General features: G+C 62.7%; 24 protein-coding genes. 7 read left to right on the top strand and 17 right to left on the bottom strand.

Features of this window, described 5'->3' with window-relative positions; all coding sequences use genetic code 11:
- Window positions 1-9: 9 nt before the first annotated feature.
- Window positions 10-2,031, top strand: coding sequence for a PhoX family phosphatase (locus tag K3759_RS09460; protein WP_259981336.1), 2,022 nt, complete (start codon window positions 10-12; stop codon window positions 2,029-2,031).
- 83 nt (window positions 2,032-2,114) lie between these two features.
- On the opposite strand, the gene K3759_RS09465 is transcribed toward K3759_RS09460, so the two are convergent.
- Window positions 2,115-3,167 (bottom strand): zinc ABC transporter substrate-binding protein, encoded by a 1,053-nt coding sequence (locus tag K3759_RS09465; RefSeq protein WP_259981338.1) that lies wholly within the window; start codon window positions 3,165-3,167, stop codon window positions 2,115-2,117.
- An 83-nt stretch (window positions 3,168-3,250) separates the two neighbouring features.
- Between K3759_RS09465 and K3759_RS09470 the strand changes: the two genes are divergently transcribed.
- Genes K3759_RS09470 through K3759_RS09480 form a run of 3 tightly spaced genes read left to right on the top strand, consistent with a single transcriptional unit; the run spans window position 3,251 to window position 5,284 of the window.
- Entirely contained in the window at window positions 3,251-3,730 is a 480-nt protein-coding gene (locus K3759_RS09470; RefSeq protein ID WP_093925919.1) for a Fur family transcriptional regulator, read from the top strand.
- A complete protein-coding gene (locus K3759_RS09475; protein ID WP_259981339.1) occupies window positions 3,727-4,485 on the top strand; it encodes a metal ABC transporter ATP-binding protein in 759 nt (252 codons plus the stop codon). The genes K3759_RS09470 and K3759_RS09475 overlap by 4 nt, the downstream gene beginning before the upstream one ends.
- Window positions 4,478-5,284, top strand: coding sequence for a metal ABC transporter permease (locus K3759_RS09480; RefSeq protein WP_259981341.1), 807 nt, complete (start codon window positions 4,478-4,480; stop codon window positions 5,282-5,284). The genes K3759_RS09475 and K3759_RS09480 overlap by 8 nt, the downstream gene beginning before the upstream one ends.
- 67 nt (window positions 5,285-5,351) lie before the next feature.
- Here K3759_RS09480 and K3759_RS09485 read toward each other — a convergent pair whose 3' ends face one another.
- The 14 genes from K3759_RS09485 to K3759_RS09550 form a co-directional block, all read right to left on the bottom strand.
- Complete coding sequence (locus K3759_RS09485; RefSeq protein ID WP_259981343.1) at window positions 5,352-5,750, bottom strand: RidA family protein; 399 nt, start codon at window positions 5,748-5,750, stop codon at window positions 5,352-5,354.
- Window positions 5,751-5,773: 23 nt separating this feature from the next.
- The gene (locus tag K3759_RS09490; RefSeq protein WP_259981344.1) at window positions 5,774-6,463 is read right to left on the bottom strand and encodes an ABC transporter ATP-binding protein; all 690 of its coding nucleotides are present in this window, start codon (window positions 6,461-6,463) and stop codon (window positions 5,774-5,776) included.
- A complete protein-coding gene (locus K3759_RS09495; protein ID WP_259981345.1) occupies window positions 6,460-7,215 on the bottom strand; it encodes an ABC transporter ATP-binding protein in 756 nt (251 codons plus the stop codon). The genes K3759_RS09490 and K3759_RS09495 overlap by 4 nt, the downstream gene beginning before the upstream one ends.
- The gene (locus K3759_RS09500) at window positions 7,208-8,191 is read right to left on the bottom strand and encodes a branched-chain amino acid ABC transporter permease (RefSeq protein ID WP_259981346.1); all 984 of its coding nucleotides are present in this window, start codon (window positions 8,189-8,191) and stop codon (window positions 7,208-7,210) included. The genes K3759_RS09495 and K3759_RS09500 overlap by 8 nt, the downstream gene beginning before the upstream one ends.
- Before the next feature lies 1 nt (window position 8,192).
- Window positions 8,193-9,110: a branched-chain amino acid ABC transporter permease gene (locus K3759_RS09505; RefSeq protein WP_259981348.1), complete on the bottom strand. Its 918-nt coding sequence runs from the start codon at window positions 9,108-9,110 to the stop codon at window positions 8,193-8,195.
- An 87-nt stretch (window positions 9,111-9,197) separates the two neighbouring features.
- Window positions 9,198-10,343 carry an ABC transporter substrate-binding protein gene (locus K3759_RS09510; RefSeq protein WP_259981349.1) on the bottom strand — a complete coding sequence of 382 codons (1,146 nt, stop codon included), beginning with the start codon at window positions 10,341-10,343 and terminating at the stop codon, window positions 9,198-9,200.
- An 86-nt stretch (window positions 10,344-10,429) separates the two neighbouring features.
- Window positions 10,430-11,617, bottom strand: a complete 1,188-nt coding sequence (gene kynU / locus K3759_RS09515) for a kynureninase (protein ID WP_259981351.1) — start codon at window positions 11,615-11,617, stop codon at window positions 10,430-10,432.
- The gene (locus K3759_RS09520) at window positions 11,618-12,445 is read right to left on the bottom strand and encodes a tryptophan 2,3-dioxygenase (protein WP_259981353.1); all 828 of its coding nucleotides are present in this window, start codon (window positions 12,443-12,445) and stop codon (window positions 11,618-11,620) included.
- Window positions 12,406-14,064 carry an AMP-binding protein gene (locus tag K3759_RS09525; RefSeq protein ID WP_259981355.1) on the bottom strand — a complete coding sequence of 553 codons (1,659 nt, stop codon included), beginning with the start codon at window positions 14,062-14,064 and terminating at the stop codon, window positions 12,406-12,408. Before K3759_RS09525 ends, K3759_RS09520 begins: the two co-directional genes overlap by 40 nt.
- On the bottom strand, window positions 14,064-15,212 hold the full coding sequence (locus tag K3759_RS09530; protein ID WP_259981357.1) for an acyl-CoA dehydrogenase family protein: 1,149 nt from the start codon (window positions 15,210-15,212) through the stop codon (window positions 14,064-14,066). The genes K3759_RS09525 and K3759_RS09530 overlap by 1 nt, the downstream gene beginning before the upstream one ends.
- A gap of 47 nt (window positions 15,213-15,259) precedes the next feature.
- Complete coding sequence (locus tag K3759_RS09535) at window positions 15,260-16,060, bottom strand: enoyl-CoA hydratase family protein (protein ID WP_259981359.1); 801 nt, start codon at window positions 16,058-16,060, stop codon at window positions 15,260-15,262.
- Window positions 16,050-16,511 carry a MarR family winged helix-turn-helix transcriptional regulator gene (locus K3759_RS09540; RefSeq protein WP_259981361.1) on the bottom strand — a complete coding sequence of 154 codons (462 nt, stop codon included), beginning with the start codon at window positions 16,509-16,511 and terminating at the stop codon, window positions 16,050-16,052. Before K3759_RS09540 ends, K3759_RS09535 begins: the two co-directional genes overlap by 11 nt.
- On the bottom strand, window positions 16,508-17,239 hold the full coding sequence (locus K3759_RS09545; protein ID WP_259981363.1) for an SDR family NAD(P)-dependent oxidoreductase: 732 nt from the start codon (window positions 17,237-17,239) through the stop codon (window positions 16,508-16,510). Before K3759_RS09545 ends, K3759_RS09540 begins: the two co-directional genes overlap by 4 nt.
- Window positions 17,236-19,527 (bottom strand): bifunctional salicylyl-CoA 5-hydroxylase/oxidoreductase, encoded by a 2,292-nt coding sequence (locus K3759_RS09550; RefSeq protein ID WP_259981364.1) that lies wholly within the window; start codon window positions 19,525-19,527, stop codon window positions 17,236-17,238. Before K3759_RS09550 ends, K3759_RS09545 begins: the two co-directional genes overlap by 4 nt.
- A gap of 172 nt (window positions 19,528-19,699) precedes the next feature.
- On the opposite strand from K3759_RS09550, the gene K3759_RS09555 reads away from it, so the two are divergent.
- A complete protein-coding gene (locus tag K3759_RS09555; RefSeq protein WP_259981365.1) occupies window positions 19,700-20,578 on the top strand; it encodes a 2-dehydro-3-deoxygalactonokinase in 879 nt (292 codons plus the stop codon).
- Between the two features lie 12 nt (window positions 20,579-20,590).
- On the opposite strand, the gene hpaR is transcribed toward K3759_RS09555, so the two are convergent.
- Complete coding sequence (hpaR, locus tag K3759_RS09560) at window positions 20,591-21,061, bottom strand: homoprotocatechuate degradation operon regulator HpaR (protein ID WP_311198989.1); 471 nt, start codon at window positions 21,059-21,061, stop codon at window positions 20,591-20,593.
- Here hpaR and K3759_RS09565 point away from each other — a divergent pair.
- Together K3759_RS09565 and K3759_RS09570 are read left to right on the top strand one after the other, a co-directional pair.
- Window positions 21,054-21,251, top strand: coding sequence for a hypothetical protein (locus tag K3759_RS09565; RefSeq protein ID WP_259981367.1), 198 nt, complete (start codon window positions 21,054-21,056; stop codon window positions 21,249-21,251). The genes hpaR and K3759_RS09565 overlap by 8 nt on opposite strands.
- Window positions 21,248-22,654 carry a pyridoxal-dependent decarboxylase gene (locus K3759_RS09570; protein ID WP_259981369.1) on the top strand — a complete coding sequence of 469 codons (1,407 nt, stop codon included), beginning with the start codon at window positions 21,248-21,250 and terminating at the stop codon, window positions 22,652-22,654. Before K3759_RS09565 ends, K3759_RS09570 begins: the two co-directional genes overlap by 4 nt.
- Here K3759_RS09570 and K3759_RS09575 read toward each other — a convergent pair.
- Window positions 22,651-23,526, bottom strand: a complete 876-nt coding sequence (locus K3759_RS09575) for a hypothetical protein (RefSeq protein WP_259981370.1) — start codon at window positions 23,524-23,526, stop codon at window positions 22,651-22,653. The two genes, K3759_RS09570 and K3759_RS09575, sit on opposite strands and share 4 nt — an antisense overlap.
- Window positions 23,527-23,618: the final 92 nt, after the last annotated feature.

The raw sequence follows: 23,618 nt of genomic DNA on the forward strand, positions 1-23,618 counted from the left end.
GGAAGCATGATGACCCGCCGCGAAATTCTTAACGACCCCGCCATCGGCAACAAGGCCGAAGCCTTTGAGGCCTTTGACGACATCCCCACGAATGCGAACCTGTCGCGCACCATCGGCGATGTAATCAACGCCCGCTATGGCCGCCGTGATATCCTGCGCGGCATGCTTGGGGTTTCGGCCACCACCGCGCTTTTCGGCACCGCCGCCGCCATCGCCCCCTCCAAGGCCAGCGCCGCCACCAGCCGCTATGTCTTTGATGAGCTGGCGTGGGGCAACGACGAGACCCACCACGTCGCCCCCGGCTATGACGCGCAAATCCTGCTGCGGTGGGGCGATCCGATCACCGCAGACGCGCCCGAGTTCGACGTGATGAACCAAACCGCCGCCGCGCAGCTGAAGCAGTTCGGCTATAACAACGACTACGTGGGCTTTGTGCCGCTCACCGAAGACGGCAGCCGTGGCCTGCTTTGCGTGAACCATGAGTACACCAACGAAGAGGTCATGTTCCCCGGGCTTGGCCGTCAGGACAAGGTGAACTTCAAAGGCATGACGCCTGAGTTGATCGACATTGAGATGGCGGCGCACGGCGGCTCGGTCGTCGAGATCGCCCGCGATGAGATGGGCAAGTGGCAAGTGGTGCGCGACGGCAAGATGAACCGCCGTATCACCCCCCTCGACACCGCGATGACGCTGAGCGGCCCCGCCGCCGGTCACACGCGGCTGAAAACCAACGACGACCCGAGCGGCACCAAGGTCATCGGCACGCTCAACAACTGCGCGGGCGGGCTGACCCCTTGGGGCACATGGCTGATGGCCGAAGAGAACTTCCACGGCTATTTCTGGACCGACAAGCTGGACGCCGACGGCAAACCCGACATCACCGGTGCCGCGGAGGAGAAATCATGGGACCGCTACGGCGTGCCGGGCATGTGGTACGCTTGGGGCCAGAAACACGACCGTTTCAACGTGGATGCCGAGCCGAACATGCCCAACAAGTTCGGCTGGGTGGTCGAAGTTGACCCGAAGGACCCGACCTCGACCCCCGTCAAGCGCACCGCTCTGGGCCGTTTCCGCCATGAGGGCGCCGAGACCACGGTCAGCAAGGATGGCAAGCTGGTGGTCTATATGGGAGACGACAACCGCTTTGACTACCAGTACAAATACGTTTCCGAAGGCACCGTTTCCGATGATCCGGCGGCCAATGGCTCTCTGCTGGACGATGGCACGCTCTATGTCGCGCGGTTTGAAGAGGACGGCTCGATCAACTGGCTGCCGCTGGTGCATGGCTCCGGGCCGCTGACCGCCGAGAACGGCTTTAGCGACCAAGGCGACGTGATGATCGACACGCGTCTGGCCGCCGACCTTCTGGGGGCCACCCCGATGGACCGCCCCGAAGACGCGCAGCCGCGCGGCGATGGCACGGCCTATATCCTGCTGACCAACAACACCAAGCGCAAAGAAGGCGACACCAACGCCGCCAATCCGCGCGCCGACAGCAGTTTTGGCCATATCATCGAGATCAAAGAGGCAAATGCCGACCACGCCGCCACAAGCGGCACATGGTCGATCCTTGTGCAATGCGGTGATCCAAAGGTTGCCGAGGTCGGCGCGCAGTGGAACCCTGAAACTTCGGAAAACGGCTGGTTCGGCAGCCCCGACAACGCCGCGATGGACGCCGACGGGCGGCTCTGGATCAGCACCGATCAGGGCAGCGGCTGGGGTAAAACCGGCAAATCCGACGGGCTCTACGCGCTGGAGACCGAGGGCGAGGCGCGCGGCAGCTCAAAGCTCTTCTTCCGCTGCCCCGTGGGCGGTGAGATGTGCGGCCCCTATTTCACCGCAGATGGCGAGACGCTCTTCGTCGCGGTGCAGCATCCGGGCACGGACGGCACCAAAGACATCCCCGGTTTTGAGCGGGAGAGCACCTTTGAAGACCCGGCCACCCGTTGGCCCGACTTCGACCCCAAGATGCCTCCGCGCCCGGCGGTGGTTGTCATCACCAAAGAAGGCGGCGGTAAAATCGCCGTCTGACCCGAATTCTATAAAAGTTATTTCAGCATGTAAGATGTGGTGCAGCTTCCCCGGCTGCACCACTTTTCGTTGCCACGCCTCAATCAATCCGACAGGCAGTCGGCCATGCTCTGTGCCATGCCGCGCAGCAGATCGGTGTAGAAAGAACTGCCAAGCTTCAGCTCCGCGCCAACCGGGTCAAGCGTGCCGGTCCCGGTGTCCTGCCCTTCGGTCACGGCGGCAATCAGGCCAGGGTTGAACTGCGGTTCCGCAAAGACGCATTTCGCGCCGCTCTCGGCCACCAAGTCGCGCAGTTCAGCCACACGCGCCGCCCCCGGAGCGCGGGCGTCATTCTCGCTGATGGCGCCCCGCGCTTCGACGTCGAAACGCGCTTCGAAATAGTGGTAGGCGTCATGGAAAACGATGAAGGGGCGGTCTTTGACCGGGGCAAGAACCTCGGCGATGTCCTTTTCCAAGACGGCAAGCTCGGACTGTGCCGCTTTGGCATTCTCGCGGTACCGTGCGGCGTTCTCGGGGTCTAGCTCGGCAAGTGCTTCGGCGATCTGACCCAACCAAAGCTGCCCGTTGTGCGGGTCAAGCCAGACGTGGGGGTCATCGCCGCTATGGGTGTGGCCGTCGTGATCTTCTTCAGAGGATTGTGCGTCATGCCCATCGTGGTCGTGCTGCTCGTGGTCGTGCTGCTCGTGGTCATGTTCCCCGTGGTCGTGCTCTTCGTGATCATGCCCCTCCTCGGCGCCGCCATGCGCCTCACCACCCTCATCGCCGTGATCATGGGCCTCGAAACTCGCCCCTTCACGGAAAGCCAGTACGCGGGTGCCCGGCTGCTCCATCAAAGCCAGATGGCTCGCGCTGCTGGCCAGAGATTCCAGCGGATCGGTCAGCCAAGGGGTCAGCAACGGGCCGACCCAGACGACCAAGTCGGCCCCGCTCAGCGCCCGCGCCTCGGAAGGGCGCATCGCATAGCCATGGGGCGAACTGCGCGGCGGCACGATGAGGTCGGGCGTACCGACGCCTTCCATCACCTGAGACACCAACGCATGGACCGGCGCGATATCCGTGGCGACGGCAGGCACATCGGCCCAAAGCGGCGACGCGGCGGCGGTGAAGACAGCGGCGGGGAGCGAGAAACGATACATGGCAGACCCTCAAAATGTTATAGTATCACCTTGCTAACACCGCTGTTATAACATATCAATAGCCAAACGAATTGAGGTCCCTCATGAGCGCCATCGAATTCCGCGATCACGACCACGCTGCTTGTATGCGCAGCACCATGCAGGCCGCCGAAGCGCAATGCGCCGCGCGCGGGCTGCGGCTGACCCCGGTGCGCCGTCGTGCGTTGGAGATTTTGCTGTCAGAGCACCGCGCTTTGGGCGCCTATGACCTCTTGGCCCATCTCTCGGCCGAAGGCTTGGGCGCGCAGCCCCCTGTGGCCTACCGCGCGCTGGATTTTTTGGTCAAAGCCGGGCTGGCCCATAAGATCGAAGCGCTTAATGCCTATGTCGGCTGCGTGCATCCGGGCGAAGACCATGCGCCCGCTTTCCTGATCTGCCGCGGCTGCCGCTCGGTGGCAGAGGCCGAGACTTCGCCAACCAAAAGCCGCCTAGGCGATGCCGCCCGCGCCGCGGGGTTCCGCATTGAGCGTAGCGTCGTGGAGGCCGAAGGCCTTTGCCCCGCCTGTCAGGAGACCGGTGCATGAGCCTGATTGAAACCCGTGGCCTGACCCTGCGCCACGACGGGCAAGTCGCCCTGCGCGACGTGAACTTCAACATCGAACCGGGGGAGATTGTCACCATCGTCGGCCCCAACGGCTCGGGCAAGTCCAGCCTGCTGCGCGCGTTGATCGGGGCGATGAAACCGGCGGCGGGAAAGATTACCCGCAAACCGGGGCTGCGCATCGGCTATGTGCCGCAAAAATTGCAGATCGACGCCACCCTGCCGCTCACCGTGCGCCGTTTCGTCAACCTGCCGCGCCGCCAAACGCCCGAAGCGATCCGCGATGCCCTTTCCACCGCCGGTGTGCCGGAATTGGCCGAGCGGCAGATGGTCGACCTCTCTGGCGGGCAGTTCCAGCGCGTGCTTCTGGCCCGCGCCCTGCTGGAGAAGCCCGACCTGTTGATCCTTGACGAGGCGACCCAAGGGCTCGACCAACCCGGTTCTGCTGCGTTTTACCGCCAGATTGAGGCCGTACGCCAAGATTTGGGCTGCGCCGTGCTGATGGTCAGCCATGATCTGCATGTGGTCATGGCGGCGAGCGACCGGGTGCTTTGCCTCAACGGTCATGTCTGCTGCGAAGGCACACCCGAGACCGTGGCCGATGCGCCGGAATACCGCGCATTGTTCGGCAGTGGCACCCAAGGAGCGCTGGCCCTTTACCGCCATGACCATGATCACCACCACCACCATCACGGCGACGCCTGTGAAGGCCACCACCAAGAGACTGAGAATGCTTGACGATTTCGTTTTGCGCGCCGCCCTCGCCGGGCTTGGCGTGGCGCTGGCCGCCGCCCCCTTAGGCTGTTTCGTGATCTGGCGGCGCATGGCCTATTTCGGCGATGCCACCAGCCACGCAGCGCTTTTGGGCGTCGCTTTGGCGCTGGCAACCGATCTGCCGATCACCGCAGGAGTGCTTTTGGTGGCGCTGGTCATGGCGTTGGTTATCAGCACCCTATCGGGACGCAATGTTAGCGCCGATGCGCTATTGGGCGTTATGGCCCATTCCGCGCTGGCGCTTGGGTTGGTGGCTGTCTCGCTGCTGCCTGGGCAGCGGGTCGATCTGTCGTCGTACCTCTTTGGGGAAATCCTCGCTGTGACTCGCTTCGACCTCGGCGTGATCTGGGGCGGTGCGCTGGCCGTGGCTCTGCTGTTGGCATGGCGCTGGTCGGCGCTGCTGGCGGCCACGTTGAACCCGGATCTGGCGCAGGCGTCGGGCGGGAACCCAAAGCGCGAGCAGTTGATTCTGACACTGGCACTGGCAATCATGGTGGCTGTGGCGATCAAAGTGGTGGGCGCACTGCTGATCGCCGCCATGTTGATCATCCCCGCCGCCACCGCCCGCCCTTTTGCCCGCACGCCTGAGACCATGGCAGTCTGGGCGATGGGATTGGGCGCGCTGGCGGCACTGGGCGGGCTCATGGCCTCGCTGGAGTTCGACACGCCGACCGGGCCCAGCATCGTCAGCATCGCCGCCGGTCTCTTTGCCCTATCCTCGGCCTTCTCGGCGGCCCTTCCGGCGCTGCGCCGCCGGGGCTGAAACCGGCAGCGGCTTTCATATAGACAGGCGTGGCGGAGGGTGACCATCCCCGCCACGATGTGCATTGTTAGCGCGAGATCACCGCGTCGGCTTCAATCTCAAGCTTGGCCTCGTCTTCGACAAGCCCTGCAACGACAACCATCGCCATCGCCGGAAAATGCTTGCCCAGAACCTCACGGTAAGCCCGGCCCACGTCCTTTTGCGCGGCAAGATATTCTTTCTTATCTGTGACATACCATGTCAGACGGGTAATATCTTCGGGCGTGCCACCGGCGGCTTCGACCACGTCGCGGATGTTTTGCAACGCCTGTTTCATCTGGCCGATAAAGTCATGGCACTCGAACTTCTGCTCGGCGGTCCAGCCGATCTGACCACCGACGAACAGGTGGCCATCCGCGCTCAGCACACCGTTTGCGTAGCCTTTGGCGGGGGCCCAACCTTCGGGCTGAATGATTTGATGCGACATGTCGTGTTCCTTTTTGTTAACAGTCACACGCCGAGAAATTGATCGGCGATATGGGAATCGAGCGCGGGCATCGGGCCAGTCCAGACCGTGCGGCCACGTTCGAGAATTACGGCGTGATCCGCCACGCGGCGCAGTTCGGCGAGGGATTTGTCCACCACCAAAAGCGCCAGCCCGCTGTCACGTTTCAACTGCGCGACGGCGGCCCAGATTTCTTGGCGCACGACGGGGGCAAGCCCTTCGGTCGCCTCATCCAGCAACAGCAGCTTCGGGTTAGTCATCAAGGCGCGGCCAATGGCCAGCATCTGCTGCTCCCCGCCCGAAAGCGAGCCCGCCGCCTGATCGCGCCTTTCGCCCAGACGGGGGAAAAGCGCGACAACCCGCGCCTCGTCCCATTCACCTGGCCGGGCGGCAGCGATGAGGTTTTCGTGCACCGTCAGCGGCGCAAAACAGCGGCGTCCCTCCGGCACCAGCCCCAGCCCGGCCTGCGCGGCGCGGAAACTGGGCAGACCGCCGATGTCGCGCCCATCGAAAGTCACGCTGCCACCGCTGTGTTTCAGCATCCGGCAGATCACTTTGATGGTGGAGGATTTGCCCATCCCGTTGCGCCCCATCAGCGCGCAGACCTCGCCCTCCTTCAGCGAAAGATCCACGCCAAAGAGCGCCTGCGTCGGGCCGTAGGACGCCTCGATGCCCTTGAGTTTCAGCAAGCTCATGCCGCGTCCTCCTCGCCCAGATAGGCCACGCGGACTTGCGGGTCGGCCTTGATCTCGGCTGCCGTGCCGCTGGCAATGATCTGGCCGTAGACCAGCACCGAAATACGGTCTGCCAGTGCGAAGACCGCGTCCATATCATGTTCCACCAACAAGATCGGCGCCTCTGTGCGCAACTTGTTGAGGAAGACGGTCATCTCTTTCGAGCCGCTGGCCCCCAGCCCCGCCATTGGCTCATCCATCAAGAACACTTTGGGCCGCAGCGTCAGCGCCACAGCGACCTCTAGCTGACGCCGTTGCCCGTGCGACAGGTCAGCAGTGCGTTTTGCCGCGTGATCCGCCAGTCCCACCAGTTCCAAGGCGCGCATTGCCTCGGCCCGCAGCTCTGCCTGTCGCATCACCGGCGCGAAGAAACGCATCACCCGGCCCGATTGCCCTAGCGCCCCCAGCACGGCGTTCTGCAGCACCGTGTATTCCATCGCCAGCGAGGAGATCTGGAACGTCCGCCCCAGCCCCGCCCGCGCACGCTGCACGGTGCTGAGCGGCGTCACGTCCTGCCCGGCGAAATGCACCGTCCCGCTGTCCGACCGCAGCCCGCCAGCGATCTGTTTGATCAGCGTCGATTTGCCTGCGCCGTTGGGGCCGATGAGCGCGTGAATCTCGCCCGGACGCAGGGTGATCGACACATCGTCGGTGGCCTTCAACGCGCCAAAGCTCTTGTGCAGGTTGCGCACATCCAAAAGCACCTCAGTCATGGGCCACCTCCCGTCCGGCGATCAGGCCGATCATGCCGCCGCGGGCGAAAAGCACCACCAGCAAGAGCAGCAACCCCAGATAGATGTGCCAGAACTCCGACAGCCCGCCCAAGACATGCTCAAGCAAGATGAACAGCGCCGCCCCGGCCACGGGGCCAAAGAGCCGCCCCACCCCGCCAAGGATGACGAAGATCATGATCTCACCAGAGGTCTGCCACGAGAACATCGTCGGGCTGACGAAACGGTTGAGATCGGCAAAAAGCGCGCCCGCCAGCCCTGTCACCGCCCCCGAGATGACAAAGGCCACCAGCCGCAGCCGGAAGGGCGCGAGGCCCACGGCCTCTACCCGCTCGGCATTCTGCCGCGCCGCCGAGAGCGCAAGGCCAAAGGGCGCGCGGGCCAGACGGCCCACGAAGAACAGCACCACCGCGAGAATTGCAAAAGCGATGGCAAAGAAGGTCAGCGGTTCAAGCGTGTTCAGCCCCGGAAATCCGTTGCGCACATAGATCGACAGCCCATCCTCGCCGCCATAGGCGGGCCAAGAGATCGCGAAGTAGAACAGCATCTGTCCGAAGGCGAGCGTAACCATGATGAAATAGACGCCCGAGGTACGCAGGCTCAGCGCACCGATCAGCAGCGCCGCGAGGCCCGCGACCACCAGCGCCACCAGCCAGATCACCGGCATGGACTTGGTGCCTTCGATCAGAAACGGGCTCTCCATAATCGGCGTGTAGCTTTGGGCATGGGCCGCCAGAATGCCCATGGCATAGCCACCGAGCCCAAAGAAAGCCGCATGGCCAAAGCTGACCAACCCGCCAAGCCCAAGCGCGATGTTGAGCCCCACGCCCGCCAGCGCCAGGATCGCGGCCTTGGTCGCCAGCGTGATGATAAACGGCTCGTCCAGCGCAAAGGCGGCGAGCGCCGTGGCGGGCAGCAGCAGGAAGAGGAACGTGTTAAGGATCGTTTCGCGGGACATCTTACGCCTCCCCAAAGAGGCCAGTGGGTTTGAACAGCAAGACCCCCGCCATCAGAATATAGATCGACATCGAAGCCAGCGAGGAGCCCACGGAGGTGGCCGCCGAAGCCTCCATGAAATTGGCGAAAAACAGCGGCAGCAGCACTGAGCCGAGCGTATCTGTCAGCCCCACCAGCAGCGCCCCAATAAGCGCGCCCTTGATCGAGCCGATACCGCCAATGACGATGACCACAAAAGCGAGGATCAGCACCGGCTCGCCCATGCCCACCTGCACCGATTGGATCGCACCGACCAGCGCCCCGGCCAACCCAGCCAGCGCCGCGCCAAGGGCAAAGATCAATGTATAGAGCTTGGCAATGTCGATGCCCAAGGCGGCAATCATCTCGCGGTCCGCTTCACCTGCGCGGATCTGGATGCCGATGCGGGTGCGCGCGATCAGCAGAAAAAGCCCCGCCGCAATTGCCAGCCCCACACCGATGATCACCAGACGGTACAGCGGATATTGAATGTCCCCCGGCAGCATCACCGGGCCCGACAGGGCCGCCGGAATTTCGAGAAACAGCGGGAAGGAGCCAAAGAGAAACCTTGTCCCTTCGGAAAAAATCAGGATCAGCGCAAAGGTGGCCAGCACTTGGTCAAGGTGGTCGCGGTCATAGAGCCTGCGGATCACGGTCATCTCGATCAGGCAGCCTGCAAGTGCCGAAGCGGCCAGTGCAGCGACCAATGCAAGCAAGAAAGACCCGGTCGCCGCTGCCATAGCCGCAGCGGCAAAAGCCCCAACCATATAGAGCGATCCATGGGCGAGGTTAATCAACCCCATCACCCCGAAGATCAGCGTGAGACCCGCGGCCATCAGGAACAGCATGACCCCGGATTGGACCCCGTTTAGCACCTGTTCCATGAGCAGGATGAATGACATTTGGCAAAGCCTCCCGGCGCGCCGGGCGGCACCCGGCGTGTCTGCTTGGAAATGTCGGCCCCGACCTATCGCCGGGGCCGCGCGGGATTACATCTTGCAGTCAGCCGCGTAGGCGTCAGCGTGATCGGTCAGCGAAGGGCCAACGAGCTTGTTGGTATAGACATCACCCTCCTTGACCACCTCGCGCACGTAGTAGTCCTGAATCGGGTGCTGGTTATTGCCAAAGCTGAACTTGCCCCGGACAGAGGCAAAATCCGCCTCCTTCAGCGCCGCTTGGAAGGCGTCTTGATCCGACACATCGGCCTTGCCCATTGCGCTCAGCAGCAGGTTCGCGGTGTCATAGCCTTGGCTGGCATAGAGCGACGGCAAACGGTCGTATTCCTCTTGGAAGGCGGCCACGAACTCTTTGTTGGCTTCGTTGTCCAGATCCTTGTTCCACTGGCTGGTGTTCTTGATGCCAAGCGCGGCCTCACCTACGGCTTGCAAGATGCCTTGGTCAAAGCTGAAGGCCGGGCCGACAACGGGCAGATCGACGCCGGAGTTGGCATATTGCTTGAGGAAGGAAATCCCCATGCCGCCGGGCAGGAAGAAGAACACGCTGTCCGCGCCCGAAGCACGGATCTGCGCGATTTGGGCGGCATAGTCGGTCTGGCCCAAGTCGGTATAGACCTCGCCCGCGGCCTCGCCCTCATAGGTTCGCTTATAGCCGGTCAGCGCGTCCTTGCCCGCCGGATAGTTCGGCGCCAGCATGAAGGTGTTCTTGTAGCCCGCGTCATTGGCGTAAGCCCCCGCCGCTTCATGCAGGTTGTCGTTCTGCCATGCGACGTTGAAATAAAGCGGGCTGCATCCCTTTCCGGCCAGTGCCGAAGGGCCAGCATTGGGCGAAAGGTAGAATTTACCCTGCGCCGTCGCGGCAGGCACCACGGCCATGGCGAGGTTCGACCAAATGATCCCGGTCAGCACGTCGACCTTTTCGGATTGGATCATCTTGTCGGCCAGTTGCACAGCGATCTCGGGCTTGCGCTGGTCGTCTTCGACCACGACCTCAAGGTTCTCATTCCCGGCCATCTTGGTGGCGAGCATAAACCCGTCGCGCACGTCGATACCAAGGCCCGCGCCGCCGCCCGACAGGGTGGTGATCATGCCGACCTTCACCTTGCCCCCTTCGGCCCATGCGCCACCCGCTGCCAATGCCGCGACCGAGGCCGCCATCACAAAAGACTTCATCTTCATTTCATTCTCCCTTGGTTGGTTGGGCCTCTTGTCCGGGCCCGTTCTATTGGGTCGTATCGCCAGCTTAGCGAGGGGATTTGTCCCTGTCAGGTCACCCTCGCGCGAGTCTTGTATTTTTCGTTGTCCCAGAGGCGGTTCTCCATCACATCGCGGATGATCGCCACGGCTTTGGAGACGTCCTCGGCGTCGATATAAAGCGGCGTGAAGCCGAACCGCATGATGTCGGGCGCGCGGAAATCACCGATCACGCCGCGATCGATCACGGCCTGCATCGCGGCATAGCCTTCCTCAAATCGGAACGACACCTGACTGCCCCGCTCAGCGCTGTTGCGCGGGCTGGCAAGGGTCAGTTGCGGTACGTCGCGCTCGATCTCTTCGATGAACTGCTCCTGCAATGCAATGGAGGCGGCGCGCAGCTCTTGCATGTCTACGTCCGTCCAAAGCCCCATCGCCACTTCCAGCGCGGTCAATTGGATCACCGGCGGCGTGCCGACGCGCATCCGCTCAATGCCCTGCCCCGGTTTGTACTCCAGATCAAAGGCAAAGGGCTGGCGGTGCCCCAGCCACCCGGCAAGCGCAGGCTGTACTTCGTCCGCCAGATCGGGGCGCACATAGATGAACCCCGGCGCGCCCGGTCCGCCGTTCAGGTATTTATAGGTGCAGCCCACGGCAAATTCGCAGTTGCTGCCCGCCAGATCGACCGGCAGCGCACCTGCCGAATGTGCCAGATCCCAGATCATCACAGCGCCACTGGCATGGGCCAGTTCAGTCATCGCCTTCATGTCATGCTTGCGGCCCGTGCGGTAATCCACCTCTGTCAACATCACGGCGGCGATGTCTTCGTTGATGGCGTCTTTCACCTCTTCGGGGGCAACGCTGCGCAGCTCATAGCCCTGCTCCAACAGCCCGACCAAGCCTTCGGCCATATAGAGGTCCGAGGGAAAATTACCGGTGTCCGAGAGGATCACCTTGCGACCGGGGCGCAGTTTAACCGCCGAGGCGAGCGCCTGAAAGACCTTGATCGACAGCGTGTCGCCCATTACCACGGAGCCTTCCGGCGCGCCGACGATGCCCGCGACCATATTACCAACCCGCGTGGGCTGTTCCATCCATCCGGCTTGGTTCCAGCCGCGGATCAGCATCTCGCCCCATTCATCTGCGATCATCTCCTGCACCCGCGCCGCGGCGGCCTTGGGCAGCGGCCCTAGCGAGTTGCCGTCAAGGTAGATGACGCCCTCGGGCAGGACAAACTGATATTTTTTCAAAACAGACACTTACAGTGCTCCTCTTACATGCCAAAGCTCGGGGAAAAGCTCCACTTCGAGCATTTTGCGCAGGTAGGTCACACCCGAGGTGCCCCCGGTGCCGCGCTTGAAACCGATGATGCGTTCCACGGTGGTAACGTGGTTGAAACGCCAGCGGCGGAAGTAGTCTTCAAGATCGACGAGCTTTTCCGCCAATTCATAAAGTTCCCAATTGGTTGTCGGGTCTTCATAAACCTGTTTCCACAGGTCTTGGACTTCTGGCTTGGCCTCCCAAGCCTTCGGTTCCGGGCTGCCCGCGAGGGACGGCTCGCCCATCCGCTCACAAAGCAGATCAATCGCCACCTGATAGAGGCTCGGCTGCTGCATCTCTGCGACCAGCGCCGCATGAGGTTCGGGCGTGTGTTCATGCAGCTTGGTCAGTGCCGCGATCCGGTTGCCCAGCAAATATTCGATCAAACGGTACTGGTAAGACTGAAACCCCGACGACGCACCCAGATACGGACGGAATTGGGTATATTCACTGGGCGTCATGGTCCGCAGCACGTCCCACGCGGAGTTGAGCTGTTCAAAAATTCGCGCCACGCGGGTCAACATCTTGAAACTTTGGCGCAACTCCCCCGCCTGAAGCGATTTGCGGCAGGCGGTCAACTCGTGGATTGCCAGTTTCATCCACAGCTCCGAGGTCTGGTGCTGGATGATAAACAACAGCCCGTCATGCGCCATGTCGAGCGGGTTTTCCGTCGTCAGGATCTGGTCCAACCCCAGATAATCGCCATAGGACTTATCCTTGGCAAAATTCATCTTCGCGCCCTTGGAGGCTTCGTCAAACGTGCCCATTTACCCTCTCTCAGCGCGAAACGCTGGATCTTCCCGGTTGCGGTTTTCGGCAGTTCCTTGATGAAACGAATGTCGCGCGGGTATTTATAAGGCGCGATGGTCGCTTTAACATGGTCCTGCAATATTTTGATTGTATTGGCATCTTCCGGCGTTCCGTCAACCAGAACCACATGCGCCTGCACGATAGAACCGCGCGCTTCGTCAGGGGCCGCAACGACGCCGCATTCACGCACAATCGGGTGGCTTAGCAGCGCTGCTTCCACTTCTGGCCCGGCGATGTTGTAGCCAGAACTGATGATCATATCGTCATTGCGTGCCGCGAAATGCAAGTAGCCGTTCTCATCCATCGTGAAGCTGTCGCCGGTGATGTTCCAACCGTCCTTCACGTAATCGGCTTGCCGCTTGTCGCCCAGATAGCGGCAGCCAATCGGCCCGCGTACCGCCAGACGCCCCACCTCTCCCCGCGGGACCTCGTTCCCTTCCCCATCGATCACCTTCGCCTCATAGCCTGTCACCGGCTTGCCGGTGCAAGCGGCCCGGTGGTCGTCGAAGCGGTTGGAGATGAAGATATGCAGCATTTCCGTCGCCCCGATGCCGTCGAGCATGGGCTTGCCGGTCTTCTCCTGCCACTCATGGTAGACCGGCGCGGGCAGCGTCTCGCCCGCCGAAACGGCGGCGCGCAGGCTGCTGAGGTCCGCGCCCTCCTCCATCGCCTGCAGCATGGCGCGGTAGGCGGTAGGCGCGGTGAAGCAGACGGTGGCTTTGTACTTCTCGATGATCTCGATCATGTTGGGCGGGCTGGCGGTCTCTAGAAGCGTCGCCGCGGCCCCGAAGCGCAGCGGGAAGACGGCAAGGCCGCCAAGGCCGAAGGTAAAAGCCAGAGGCGGGGAGCCGACGAAGACATCATCGGGCGTGACGTTCAGAACCTCGCGGGCATAACCATCCGCGATAATCAGGAGATCGCGGTGAAAATGCATTGTTGCCTTGGGGTTACCGGTCGTTCCTGAGGTAAACCCGAGCAGTGCCACATCGTCCTGCGCGGTGTCGGCGGCCTCAAAATGCACGGGTTTTTCCAGCGCCAGACGGTCCAGTTCGGCGTCATGGTTGCTGGTGCCGTCGAAGCCCACCACGGCCTTGAGAAACTTCGACGACTTCGCGCAGGTCGTCATCTCGTCCATCAGCCGCGTGTCGCAAAGCGCGTGGCTGATCTCGGCCTTATCGACGATGGCCGAAAGCTCGCCCGCGCGCAGCATCGGCATGGTATTCACGACCACCGCGCCCGCCTTGGTCGCCGCCAGCCAGCAGGCCACCATCGCCGGGTTGTTGGCCGAGCGGATCAGCACGCGGTTGCCCGGCTTCACGCCCAGATCCTCGACCAGCGCAGCGGCCAGACGGTTGGTCCAGTCCGACAACTCCTTGTAGGTGCGCCGGCGCCCGTTGCCGATCAGCGCGGTGTGATCTCCAAAGCCCTTTTCGACCATCTTGTCAGTGAGTTCGACACCGACGTTCAGACGTTCTGGGTAATCGAAACGCTCCAACAGGAGGTCCGGCCACTGGTCGAAGGGCGGCAGGTTATCGCGGGCGAAGGTGTCTTCATGTCCGGTCGGGTGCAGCTTCATCACATGGCTCCCAAAGTCTGACGGGCGATGACCACACGTTGCACGTCCGAGGCGCCTTCGTAAATGCGCAAGGCCCTGATTTCGCGGTAAAGACGCTCGACCGCCTCGCCATTGCGGACACCATCGCCGCCGTGCAGTTGCACCGCCTTGTCGATCACCTTCTGCGCCTGATCGGTGGCGAAGAGCTTGGCCATCGCCGCCTCGCGCGTCACACGCGGCGCGCCGCTGTCCTTGGTCCAGGCGGCGCGGTAAACCAGCAGCGCCGCGGCATCGACATCAAGCGCCATATCCGCGATATGGCCCTGCACCATCTGCAATTCGCTCAGGGGCGCGCCTTGCACCTGACGGGTAGTGACGCGCATGAGTGCTTCGTCCAGCGCGCGGCGGGCAAAGCCCAGAGCGGCGGCGGCCACGGTGGAACGGAAGACGTCAAGCACCGACATGGCGATGGCAAAGCCGCGCCCCGCCTCGCCCAGAAGCGCCGAGCCGGGCAGTTTCACGCCGTCGAAATGCAGCGTGGCCAGCGGGTGCGGGGCCATGACCTCGAGCCGTTCCTCGACCTTCAGGCCGGGTGTATCGGCGGGCACAATGAAGGCCGAAAGCCCCTTGGCACCCGGCGCCTCGCCGGTGCGGGCAAAGACAGTGTAGACATCCGCGATGCCGCCGTTGGAGATCCAGGTCTTGCGCCCGTCGAGCACATAGCCGTTGCCAACGGGTTTCGCTGTCATGGTTGAATTGGCCACGTCGGAGCCGGACTGCGGCTCGGTCAGGGCGAAGGCCGAGATCGCCTGCCCCGATCGCGTCTTGGGCAGCCATTCAGCCTTCTGCTCATCGCTGCCGAAGAGCGAGATCGCCCCGGTGCCAAGCCCCTGCATAGCAAAGGCAAAATCTGCCAGCCCGTCATGCCGCGCCAGCGTTTCGCGGATCAGGCAGAGGGTACGAACGTCAAGCACTTCGTCGCCCTCGGCCCCGCTGTGCCGCAGCCAGCCGTCCTGCCCCATCATCGTCACCAGATCGCGGCAGGCACCGTCGGTGTCGCCGTGATCCACGTTTCGTAGCTCGCGCCCGGCCCAATCGTCGAGCTTCAGCGCCAGTTCCTTGTGGCGCGGCTCGAAAAAGGGCCAGTCGAGAAAACTTTTGTCAGCCATGGTTTACGCCTCCCCGCGTCATTTTCATTTGGCTTCTCGTTAGTGGCTCAGTCCCCTTCGAAGACCGGGCGTTCCTTGGCAACGAAAGCGTTGTAGGCGCGCTCGAAATCGCCGGTCTGCATGCAGATCGCCTGCGCCTGCGCCTCGGCCTCGATCGCCTGTTCGATGGACATGGCCCATTCTTGGGCCAGCATCGTCTTGGTCATCATATGCGCGAAATTGGGACCAGCCTGAATTTTCTGCGCCAGTTTAAGCGCTTCCTCTTCCAGCGTCTCGCCTGTGACCAGACGGTTGTAAAAGCCCCAGCGTTCGCCCTCTTCCGCCGACATCGAGCGGCCGGTGTAGAGCAGTTCGGCGGCGCGTGTCTGGCCGATGATGCGCGGCAGGATCGCGCAGGCGCCCATGTCGCAGCCCGCCAGACCGACGCGGGTAAAGAGGAAGGCTGTCTTGGCCTCCGCCGTCGCCAGCCGCAGGTCCGAGGCCATGGCGATGATCGCGCCCGCGCCGACGCAGACGCCATCCACGGCGGCGATCACCGGCTTGCCGCAATTGACAATCGCCTTGACCAGATCGCCGGTCATGCGGGTGAATCGCAGCAGTTCTTTCATGTTCATCCGGGTCAAAGGCCCAATGATATCATGCACATCGCCGCCGGAGCTAAAGTTGCCGCCGTTGGAGCCGAAGATCACCACATCAACGTCATCGGCATAGACCAGATCGCGGAACCAGTCGCGTAGCTCGGCATAGCTGTCGAAGGTCAGCGGGTTCTTACGGTCGGGCCGGTCGAGCCGCACGGTGGCGATCCGGTCTTTGATCTCGCATTGAAAATGCGTCACATCACTGCGCATTGGCGTTTTCCTTTTCTTCAGTTTGGGCGGCGAAGGCCTGTAGGCGGGCCGCCATAGCGCGGGCTTCCTCGGAGGAGATTCCGCGCAGCTTTTCGTTGATCCAGTCTTCATGCGCCTGGGCTTGGCGGGCGAACTGCGCCGCCCCCTCGGGCGTCAGCCGCAGCATCATCGCGCGGCGGTCGCCGGGCACGGGGATGCGCTCCACCAGCCCCTCATCGCTCAGCCTGTCGGCGATGCCGGTGACATTGCCGTTCGACACGCGGAGCACGCCCGAAAGTTGGCTCATCTTCAGCCCTTCGGGATGGCGCGAGAGGGCCGACATCACGTCGAAGCGCGGCAGCGTGGTGTTATGTTCGCGGCGCAGTGTGTCGCGCAGCTCCTGCTCCAGCCCGCGCACGACTTTCAGCAGTCGCAGCCAGAGACGTACACGATCCTTGGCCACGCTGCTCATACCTCGCCCCCAGACAAAGACAGAGCGTGGCCGTTCACTGAGGCAGCGGCGTCCGATAGCAAGTAGAGCACGGCACTGGCGACCTCGGAGGTCTCGACAAAGCGGTTCTGTGGGCTGGCGCGTTTCAGAAGGGCACGGGCCTCCTCGGCGCTCTTGCCAGTGCTACTGGTGATATTCTCGACCGAGCGTTCCAGCAGCGGCGTGTCGATGAAACCGGGGCAAATTGCATTGACGGTGATGCCCGTGCGGGCCAGTTCCAGCGCCAGCGCGCGGGTGAGGCCGACGACGCCGTGTTTCGCGGCGACATAGCCCGCGACGTAAGGATAGCCCTTAAGGCCCGCGGTGGAGGCCACGACAATGAGCCGCCCCTGCTCGGCTTCTTTCATCTCCGACAGCGCCGCCTGCCAGACGTTGAAGACGCCGGTGACGTTAACCGCCAGCATGTCGCTCATGTCCTGCGCGGTGATCTTGTGAAAGGGCGCGGAATGCGCGGCCCCTGCGTTTGCGATAACGCCGGTGACCGGGCCGTTTTCCGCGCGCGCGGCGGCGAAGGCCGCCTGAACGGCGTCCGCGTCGGTCACGTCACAGGTCTGGAACGGCAAGCCCTGTTCGCGCAGCGGTGCTTCGCGGCGGCCCATGATGGTCACCTTCGCGCCGGTTCCGGCCACAGCGTGTGCGATTTCGGCACCGACGCCAGTGCCGCCGCCGGTGATGACGATATGGCTCATACCTTCTCCATCTCCGCAGCGCGGTCCGCGAGCCGCCATGCCTGATCGCGGCCCGGCCCGTAGGGCAGCGGCCAGTCGGCGTGGCGGTCACCGATGGCGGCACCGGCGTGCAGGGTCCAATAGGGATCGGCCAGATGCGGACGGGCAAGGCAAACCAGATCAGCGCGGCCCGCCATGAGGATCGAGTTCACGTGGTCGGCCTCGTAGATATTGCCCACGGCCATGGTCTTGATGCCGCCGTCGTTGCGGATGCGGTCGCTGAAGGGGGTCTGGAACATACGGCCATAGACCGGCTTGGCCTGTTTCGAGGTCTGGCCCGCCGAGACGTCGATGATGTCGGCGCCCGCCTCATGGAACATGCGGGCGATCTCGACGGCCTCTTCGGGGGTGACGCCGTTTTCTTCGACCCAGTCATTGGCTGAGATACGCACCGACATTGGCTTTTCCTCGGGCCAAGCGTCACGCATCACTTTGAATACCTCCAGCGGGTAGCGCATGCGGTTCTCCAAGCTGCCGCCGTATTCGTCGTCGCGCTGGTTCGAGAGCGGCGAGATGAAGGACGAGATCAGGTAGCCATGGGCCGCGTGCAATTCGACCATGTCGAAGTTGGCACGGTCGGCCATCCGGGTGGCTTCGACAAATTCGTCGCGGATTGTGTCCATGTCCGCGCGCGTCGCCGCCTTGGGCACCGCGTTGTTCTCGGACCACGGGATCGCGGAGGCCGAGATGATCTCCCAATTGCCCGCCTTCAGCGGCGCGTCCATCTCTTCCCAACCAAGCTGGGTCGAACCCTTGCGCCCCGAATGGCCGATCTGGCAGCAGATTTTGGCGTCGGTCTCGGCGTGAACGAAATCGGTCAGGCGCTTCCACGCCGCTTCGTGTTCAGGCGCATAGAGGCCGGGGCAGCCCGGCGTGATCCGGCCCTCGGGGCTCACACAGGTCATCTCGGTATAGACCAGCCCGGCGCCGCCCTTGGCGCGTTCGGCGTAATGGATGAGATGCCAGTCGGTCGGGCAGCCGTCGACCGCCTTGTACTGCGCCATTGGCGAGACCACGATGCGGTTCTTGAGCTTCATGTCGCGCAGGCGGAAGGGCGCGAACATCGGCGCGCGGACCGGACCATTGGTGTCGGCACCGGCCTGTTCAAGGAACCATTTCTCGGCCCCTTCCAGCCATTTGGGGTCACGCTCGCGCAGGTTCTCGTGGCTGATCCGCTGGCTTCGCGTCAGCATGGAGTAGTTCAACTGCACCGGGTCGAGGTCGAGGTAGCGTTCCACGTCCTCGAACCATTCGACCGAGTTGCGCGCCGCTGATTGCAGACGCAGGACTTCGAGGCGGCGGGCCTCTTCGTATTTCTCGAAGGCGGTCGGCAGGTCCGCATCATCACTGACATGTTTCGCCAGCGAAATCGCCGATTCCAGCGCCAGTTTCGTGCCCGACCCGATCGAGAAATGCGCCGTGGCCGAGGCATCGCCCAGAAGCACGACATTCTCGTGGCTCCACTTCTCGCAGAGTACGCGGGGGAATTTGATCCAAGCCGAGCCACGAATGTGGGTGGCGTTGGTCATCAGTTTGTGGCCGCCAAGGTGGTTTTTGAAGATCTCCTCGCAGATCGCGATGGTCTCTTCCTGGGTCTTTTCGCCGAAGCCGTAGGCGTCGAAAGTCTCTTGACTGCATTCCACGATGAATGTCGCGGTGTCCTTGTCAAACTGGTAGGCGTGGACCCAGATCCAGCCTTTGTCGGTCTTCTCAAAGATGAAGGTAAAGGCGTTGTCGAACTTCTGATGCGTGCCGAGCCAGACAAAGGGGCAGCGGCGCACGTCGATGTCGGGCTGGAACGTCTCTTCGAATTCCATCCGAGTTTTGGAATTAAGTCCATCGCTGGCAACCACGAGATCGTAATCGTCCATATATTCGGAGGCGGCTTTGACCTCGGTCTCGAACTGCAGGTTCACGCCCAACTCGCGCGCCCGCTCTTGCAGGACCAGCAGCAGACGTTTGCGCCCGATCCCGCAGAAGCCGTGGCCGGTGCTGTGGATCACGTGACCCTTATGGTGCAGGGCGATGTCGTCCCAATAAGCAAAGTGGCTGCGGATTTCGCGTGCCGAGACCGGATCATTGGCTTCAAGATTATCGAGCGTTTCGTCCGAAAGCACGACGCCCCAACCGAAGGTATCATCGGCACGGTTGCGTTCCATCACTGTCACATCAGCCTCGGGCTGGCGCAGTTTCAGCGAAATCGCGAAGTACAGCCCCGCAGGACCACCGCCAAGACAGATTGCACGCATCGAAATTCCCCTCTGGTTCGCTTTGAAACGGAGCCTAGGACGAGTCGCCCTTTCGTTCAAGGATAAATATTTCATGCTTAAAGTAACTCTTGGGGAATGGGGTGCAGGAGGATTGAACCCACTGGTCACAAAGCCTATGCCAGACGGGAAATTCACGAGAAAGGTCGGCGAGATGACAGACGTGAGCACGGCAAACTGGCTGGCCGTAGAGGTGCAAGAGACGCGCCTGCAGCTCTGGGCGATGCAGGGCAGCTCGGCCCTTGAGACCGCTACAGCAGAGGGCGACGCCGCGCAGCTGTCCTCTGTTGAGGCGCTTGACGCGATACTGAAAACCCTCACCGCTCCGTGGGATCTGCCGCGCCTACCGGCATTTGTGGCCGGGCTTCCTGCGGGTTGGGCCAATGCCGCCCCCCGCGCGGTCCCTTGCGATGCGATTGCCCAAGCGACAACATCGGTCGCAACAGGGAACTTCGACCTTCAGGTCATCCCCGCCCTGCGACAACAGACTCCAAGCGGGCTGCTGCAAGGGGCCGAAACCCGGATCGCGGGGTTTCTGAGCCTGAACAAAGACTGGGACGGGGTCATCTGCCTTCCGGGGGCGACTTCGGTCTGGGCGCAGGTCAGCGCGGGAGAAGTGGTGAGCTTTCAGACCTTCCTGACCGGAGAATTACTGGGTCATTTGGGCCAAGGCACGCCCGCCGAGGGCACGGCGCTGGATGACACGTCCTTTGACGACGCGCTCAGCGACGGGTTGTCGCGGCCCGAGCGGCTGGCGGGACGGCTAGCCTCCATCCGGGCTGATCTGGCATTGGGCAACGTCCCGCCCCCCACTGCAGAGGCGCGGCTGGCCGGCACCCTGATCGGCGCGGAACTTGCGGCGGCGCGGGCCTATTGGCTGGGGCAGAAGCTGGCGGTAATCGGCACGGGCGGCGCTACGCCGCTTTATCTGCGGGCCTTGTCGCAACAGGGCGCGCGCGCGACCGAGGCTGACGGCAGCCGTATGACCCTGGCGGGGATTTGCGCGGTTCGGCGGGCGGTGAACGGGGCGTAAACCCCTTGCCCGTCAGTCTTTCTTCGGCCCGTCGGTCTTTTTCTGCATGTCCAGATTGACGAGGTCTTCGAGCATATCCAGCAGGTCTTCCATCCGCTGCTTGCCAAAACGGGCCTCGAAATCGGAAAATAGCGCCGCGGCATCGCCCGCGTGGTCTTGCAAAATCTGTTGGCCCTGATCGGTGATCGTGACGATGGACTTGCGCCCATCATCTGGATCACTGGCACGGCTCAGCAGCCCCTCTTCCTCCATCGCGCGCAACATGCGTGTCAGGCTCGGCAGCAGCAGACAGGCCTGCTGCGCCAATGCTGTTTGCTCCATTGGGCCGGATTCCTCAACGACACGCAGCACCCGGAACTTCTGTTCCGAGATGCCGCTTTCGTTCAGGATTTCCCGGATCGGCCCCATCACCCTTTCGCGCGCGCGCAACAGGGCAATCGGAAGGGAGCGGGCCGTGCGGCGCAGGGGGGGCATTGTGGCCATTCTTGACGGTTTCCTGATCGCTACTTACCAAGTCAAAGACTGCCCAAAAGGGCGTGACGATCACCATAACCGCTGCGACAACATTCTTGAAGAGGCCAAGCCGCGCGGAACAACAGTGAGACAATACAACAACATGGGGCAGGAAATGCGGATGACAACCAGAATTAAAACCGACAGGAGCCGCGCATGAACTGGGAAGATTTCCGAAAGTGGGGCCGCCGCGCCGCCGACTGGGCCGCCGATTACCACGCAGGTTTGCGCGACCGTCCGGTGCGTGCACAGGTGGCGCCCGGCGCGGTGCTCTCTGCCCTGCCCGATGCGCCGCCCGAGGGGGCCGAGGCGATGCAGTCGATTTTCGACGATTTCGAACAAACCATCCTGCCCGGCATGACCCATTGGCAGCACCCCCGTTTTTTTGCCTATTTCCCGGCCAACGCGGCACCCGTTTCGGTGCTGGCGGAATATTTCGTCTCGGCCATCGCGGCACAGTGCATGCTCTGGCAGACCTCTCCGGCGGCGACCGAGCTGGAAACCCGCGTCTGCGACTGGATGCGCCAGGCGATCGGCCTGCCTGATGGGTTCACCGGGGTGATCCAAGACAGCGCCAGTTCCGCCACGCTCTGCGCGGTGCTGACCATGCGCGAACGGGCCTTGGACTGGCAGGGCAACAAAGCGGGCCTGTCAGGCCAGCCGCGCCTGCGGGTCTATTGCTCGGCAGAGGTGCATACGTCGGTCGACCGCGCCATCTGGATCGCAGGGCTAGGCGAAGAGAACCTTGTCCGCATTCCGACCCAAGGCCCGACCCGCGCGATGGACGCGGACGCGTTGCGCGCCGCCATCGCTGCCGACCGCGCGGCGGGGCATCTACCGGCGGGGATCATCGCCTGCACCGGCGGCACCAGCGCGGGCGCCAGCGATGACATCGCCGCCGTGATGGATGTGGCCGAGGCCGAAGGGCTCTACACCCATGTCGATGCCGCATGGGCCGGATCAGCGATGATCTGTCCAGAGTTCCGCGCCCTTTGGGCCGGGGTCGAACGCGCCGATTCCGTGGTAATGAACCCGCACAAATGGCTGGGCGCCCAGTTTGATTGCACCACGCATTTTCTGCGCAATCCTGACGATCTGGTCCGCACGCTGGCGATCCAGCCGGAGTACCTGAAGACCCACGGCGCGGATGGGATTGTGAACTATTCCGAATGGTCCGTGCCGCTGGGCCGCCGTTTCCGGGCACTGAAACTATGGTTCCTGATCCGTGCCCATGGGCTGGAAGGGCTGCGCGAGATGATCCGCAACCATGTGACATGGGCGCAGGACTTGGCCGCACGGCTGGAGGCGACGGAAGGGTTCGAGATCGTGACCCCGCCAATGCTCTCCCTCTTCACCTTCCGCCATTTGGCGACCGCAGACCATGAGGCGCATAACCAAGACCTGCTCAATCGGATCAACGACGATGGGCGGATCTACCTGACCCAGACCCGCATCGACGGGGCATTGGTGATCCGCTTTCAAGCAGGCGCTTTCACCGCCACGGCCGAGGATGTAGCCGTGGCCTACGATGTGATCACCGAACTGGCTGAAGCCAATGTTTAAGGCGCGATCAGGGTGACGCCCGGCATGGCGCGGATGACTTCTACATCCGCGTCATAAAGTGCCGTCATCCGCTCGACCAATTCCTCGGTCCAACCGGGCATATCGAGCTCTTCCTCGATCTCTTCTTCCAGCGCGTATTTGTCGAGAAACGCTGTAATCACCCGCCGTTTCTGCGCCTCGGACATCTCGGGATGGGTGTCGAGATAGCTGCGGAACCGCCGCATCCCCTCTTCGGACATGATCGCATGCAGCAGATCAAAGCCGCCCTTGATCTTGGTCTCCGGCTCCAATCCGGCCATCTCACGGATGATCTGCGCCCAGATCAGCGGGAGATCTTCGTTACACCAGACGGTGATCGGGATCCCCGGCGCCGCCTCACGCAATTGGGAAATCGTCTCGGACCAGCGCAGGTCTTCCGGCCCTCGCTCTCCCCAGAACGCAGCCGAGGTCTTATCTGCCGCTTTCTCGTAAAGCACTGGCACCAGCGATGCGGGGTTTCGGATCGCCATGAAGATGCGAATCTCATCGTCTGGGAAAAGCTGCGCCATGCGCAACATCCGAACGGCGGCGGCGGGGTAGAGCACCCCCTCTTGCAGGGCCGTGGCAGGCGAGCGGAAGAAATTCGCGTCCGACAGGATCACCCGCTTGGCTGTCCCCTCGTCGAGAATCGCATCCAACAAAACATCGCGCGCCACCTCTGACGGCTCGGCCTTATGCATTGCATTAAGCGTGTCGCGAAACAGGTTGCGATAGGTGCTGGGCCCGGGCACCTTGACGCCCGTCTTGGCAAAATCGTCCTGATTGCGCAGCAGGCATTTCAGCAGCCGCTCGTCTTCTGTGAAATGGACACCTGTGTGCAAAACGAGCTGCATAATACTCCGCTCAACCGCTGAAACCTTGGCGTTGAATAGCCCGTCGCGCGGCCCGTGTAAAATCCGAAAGAAACTCGCATTTCCCCTCTTGC

This window comes from Sulfitobacter sp. W027 (genome assembly GCF_025143985.1).
GTDB lineage: Bacteria > Pseudomonadota > Alphaproteobacteria > Rhodobacterales > Rhodobacteraceae > Sulfitobacter.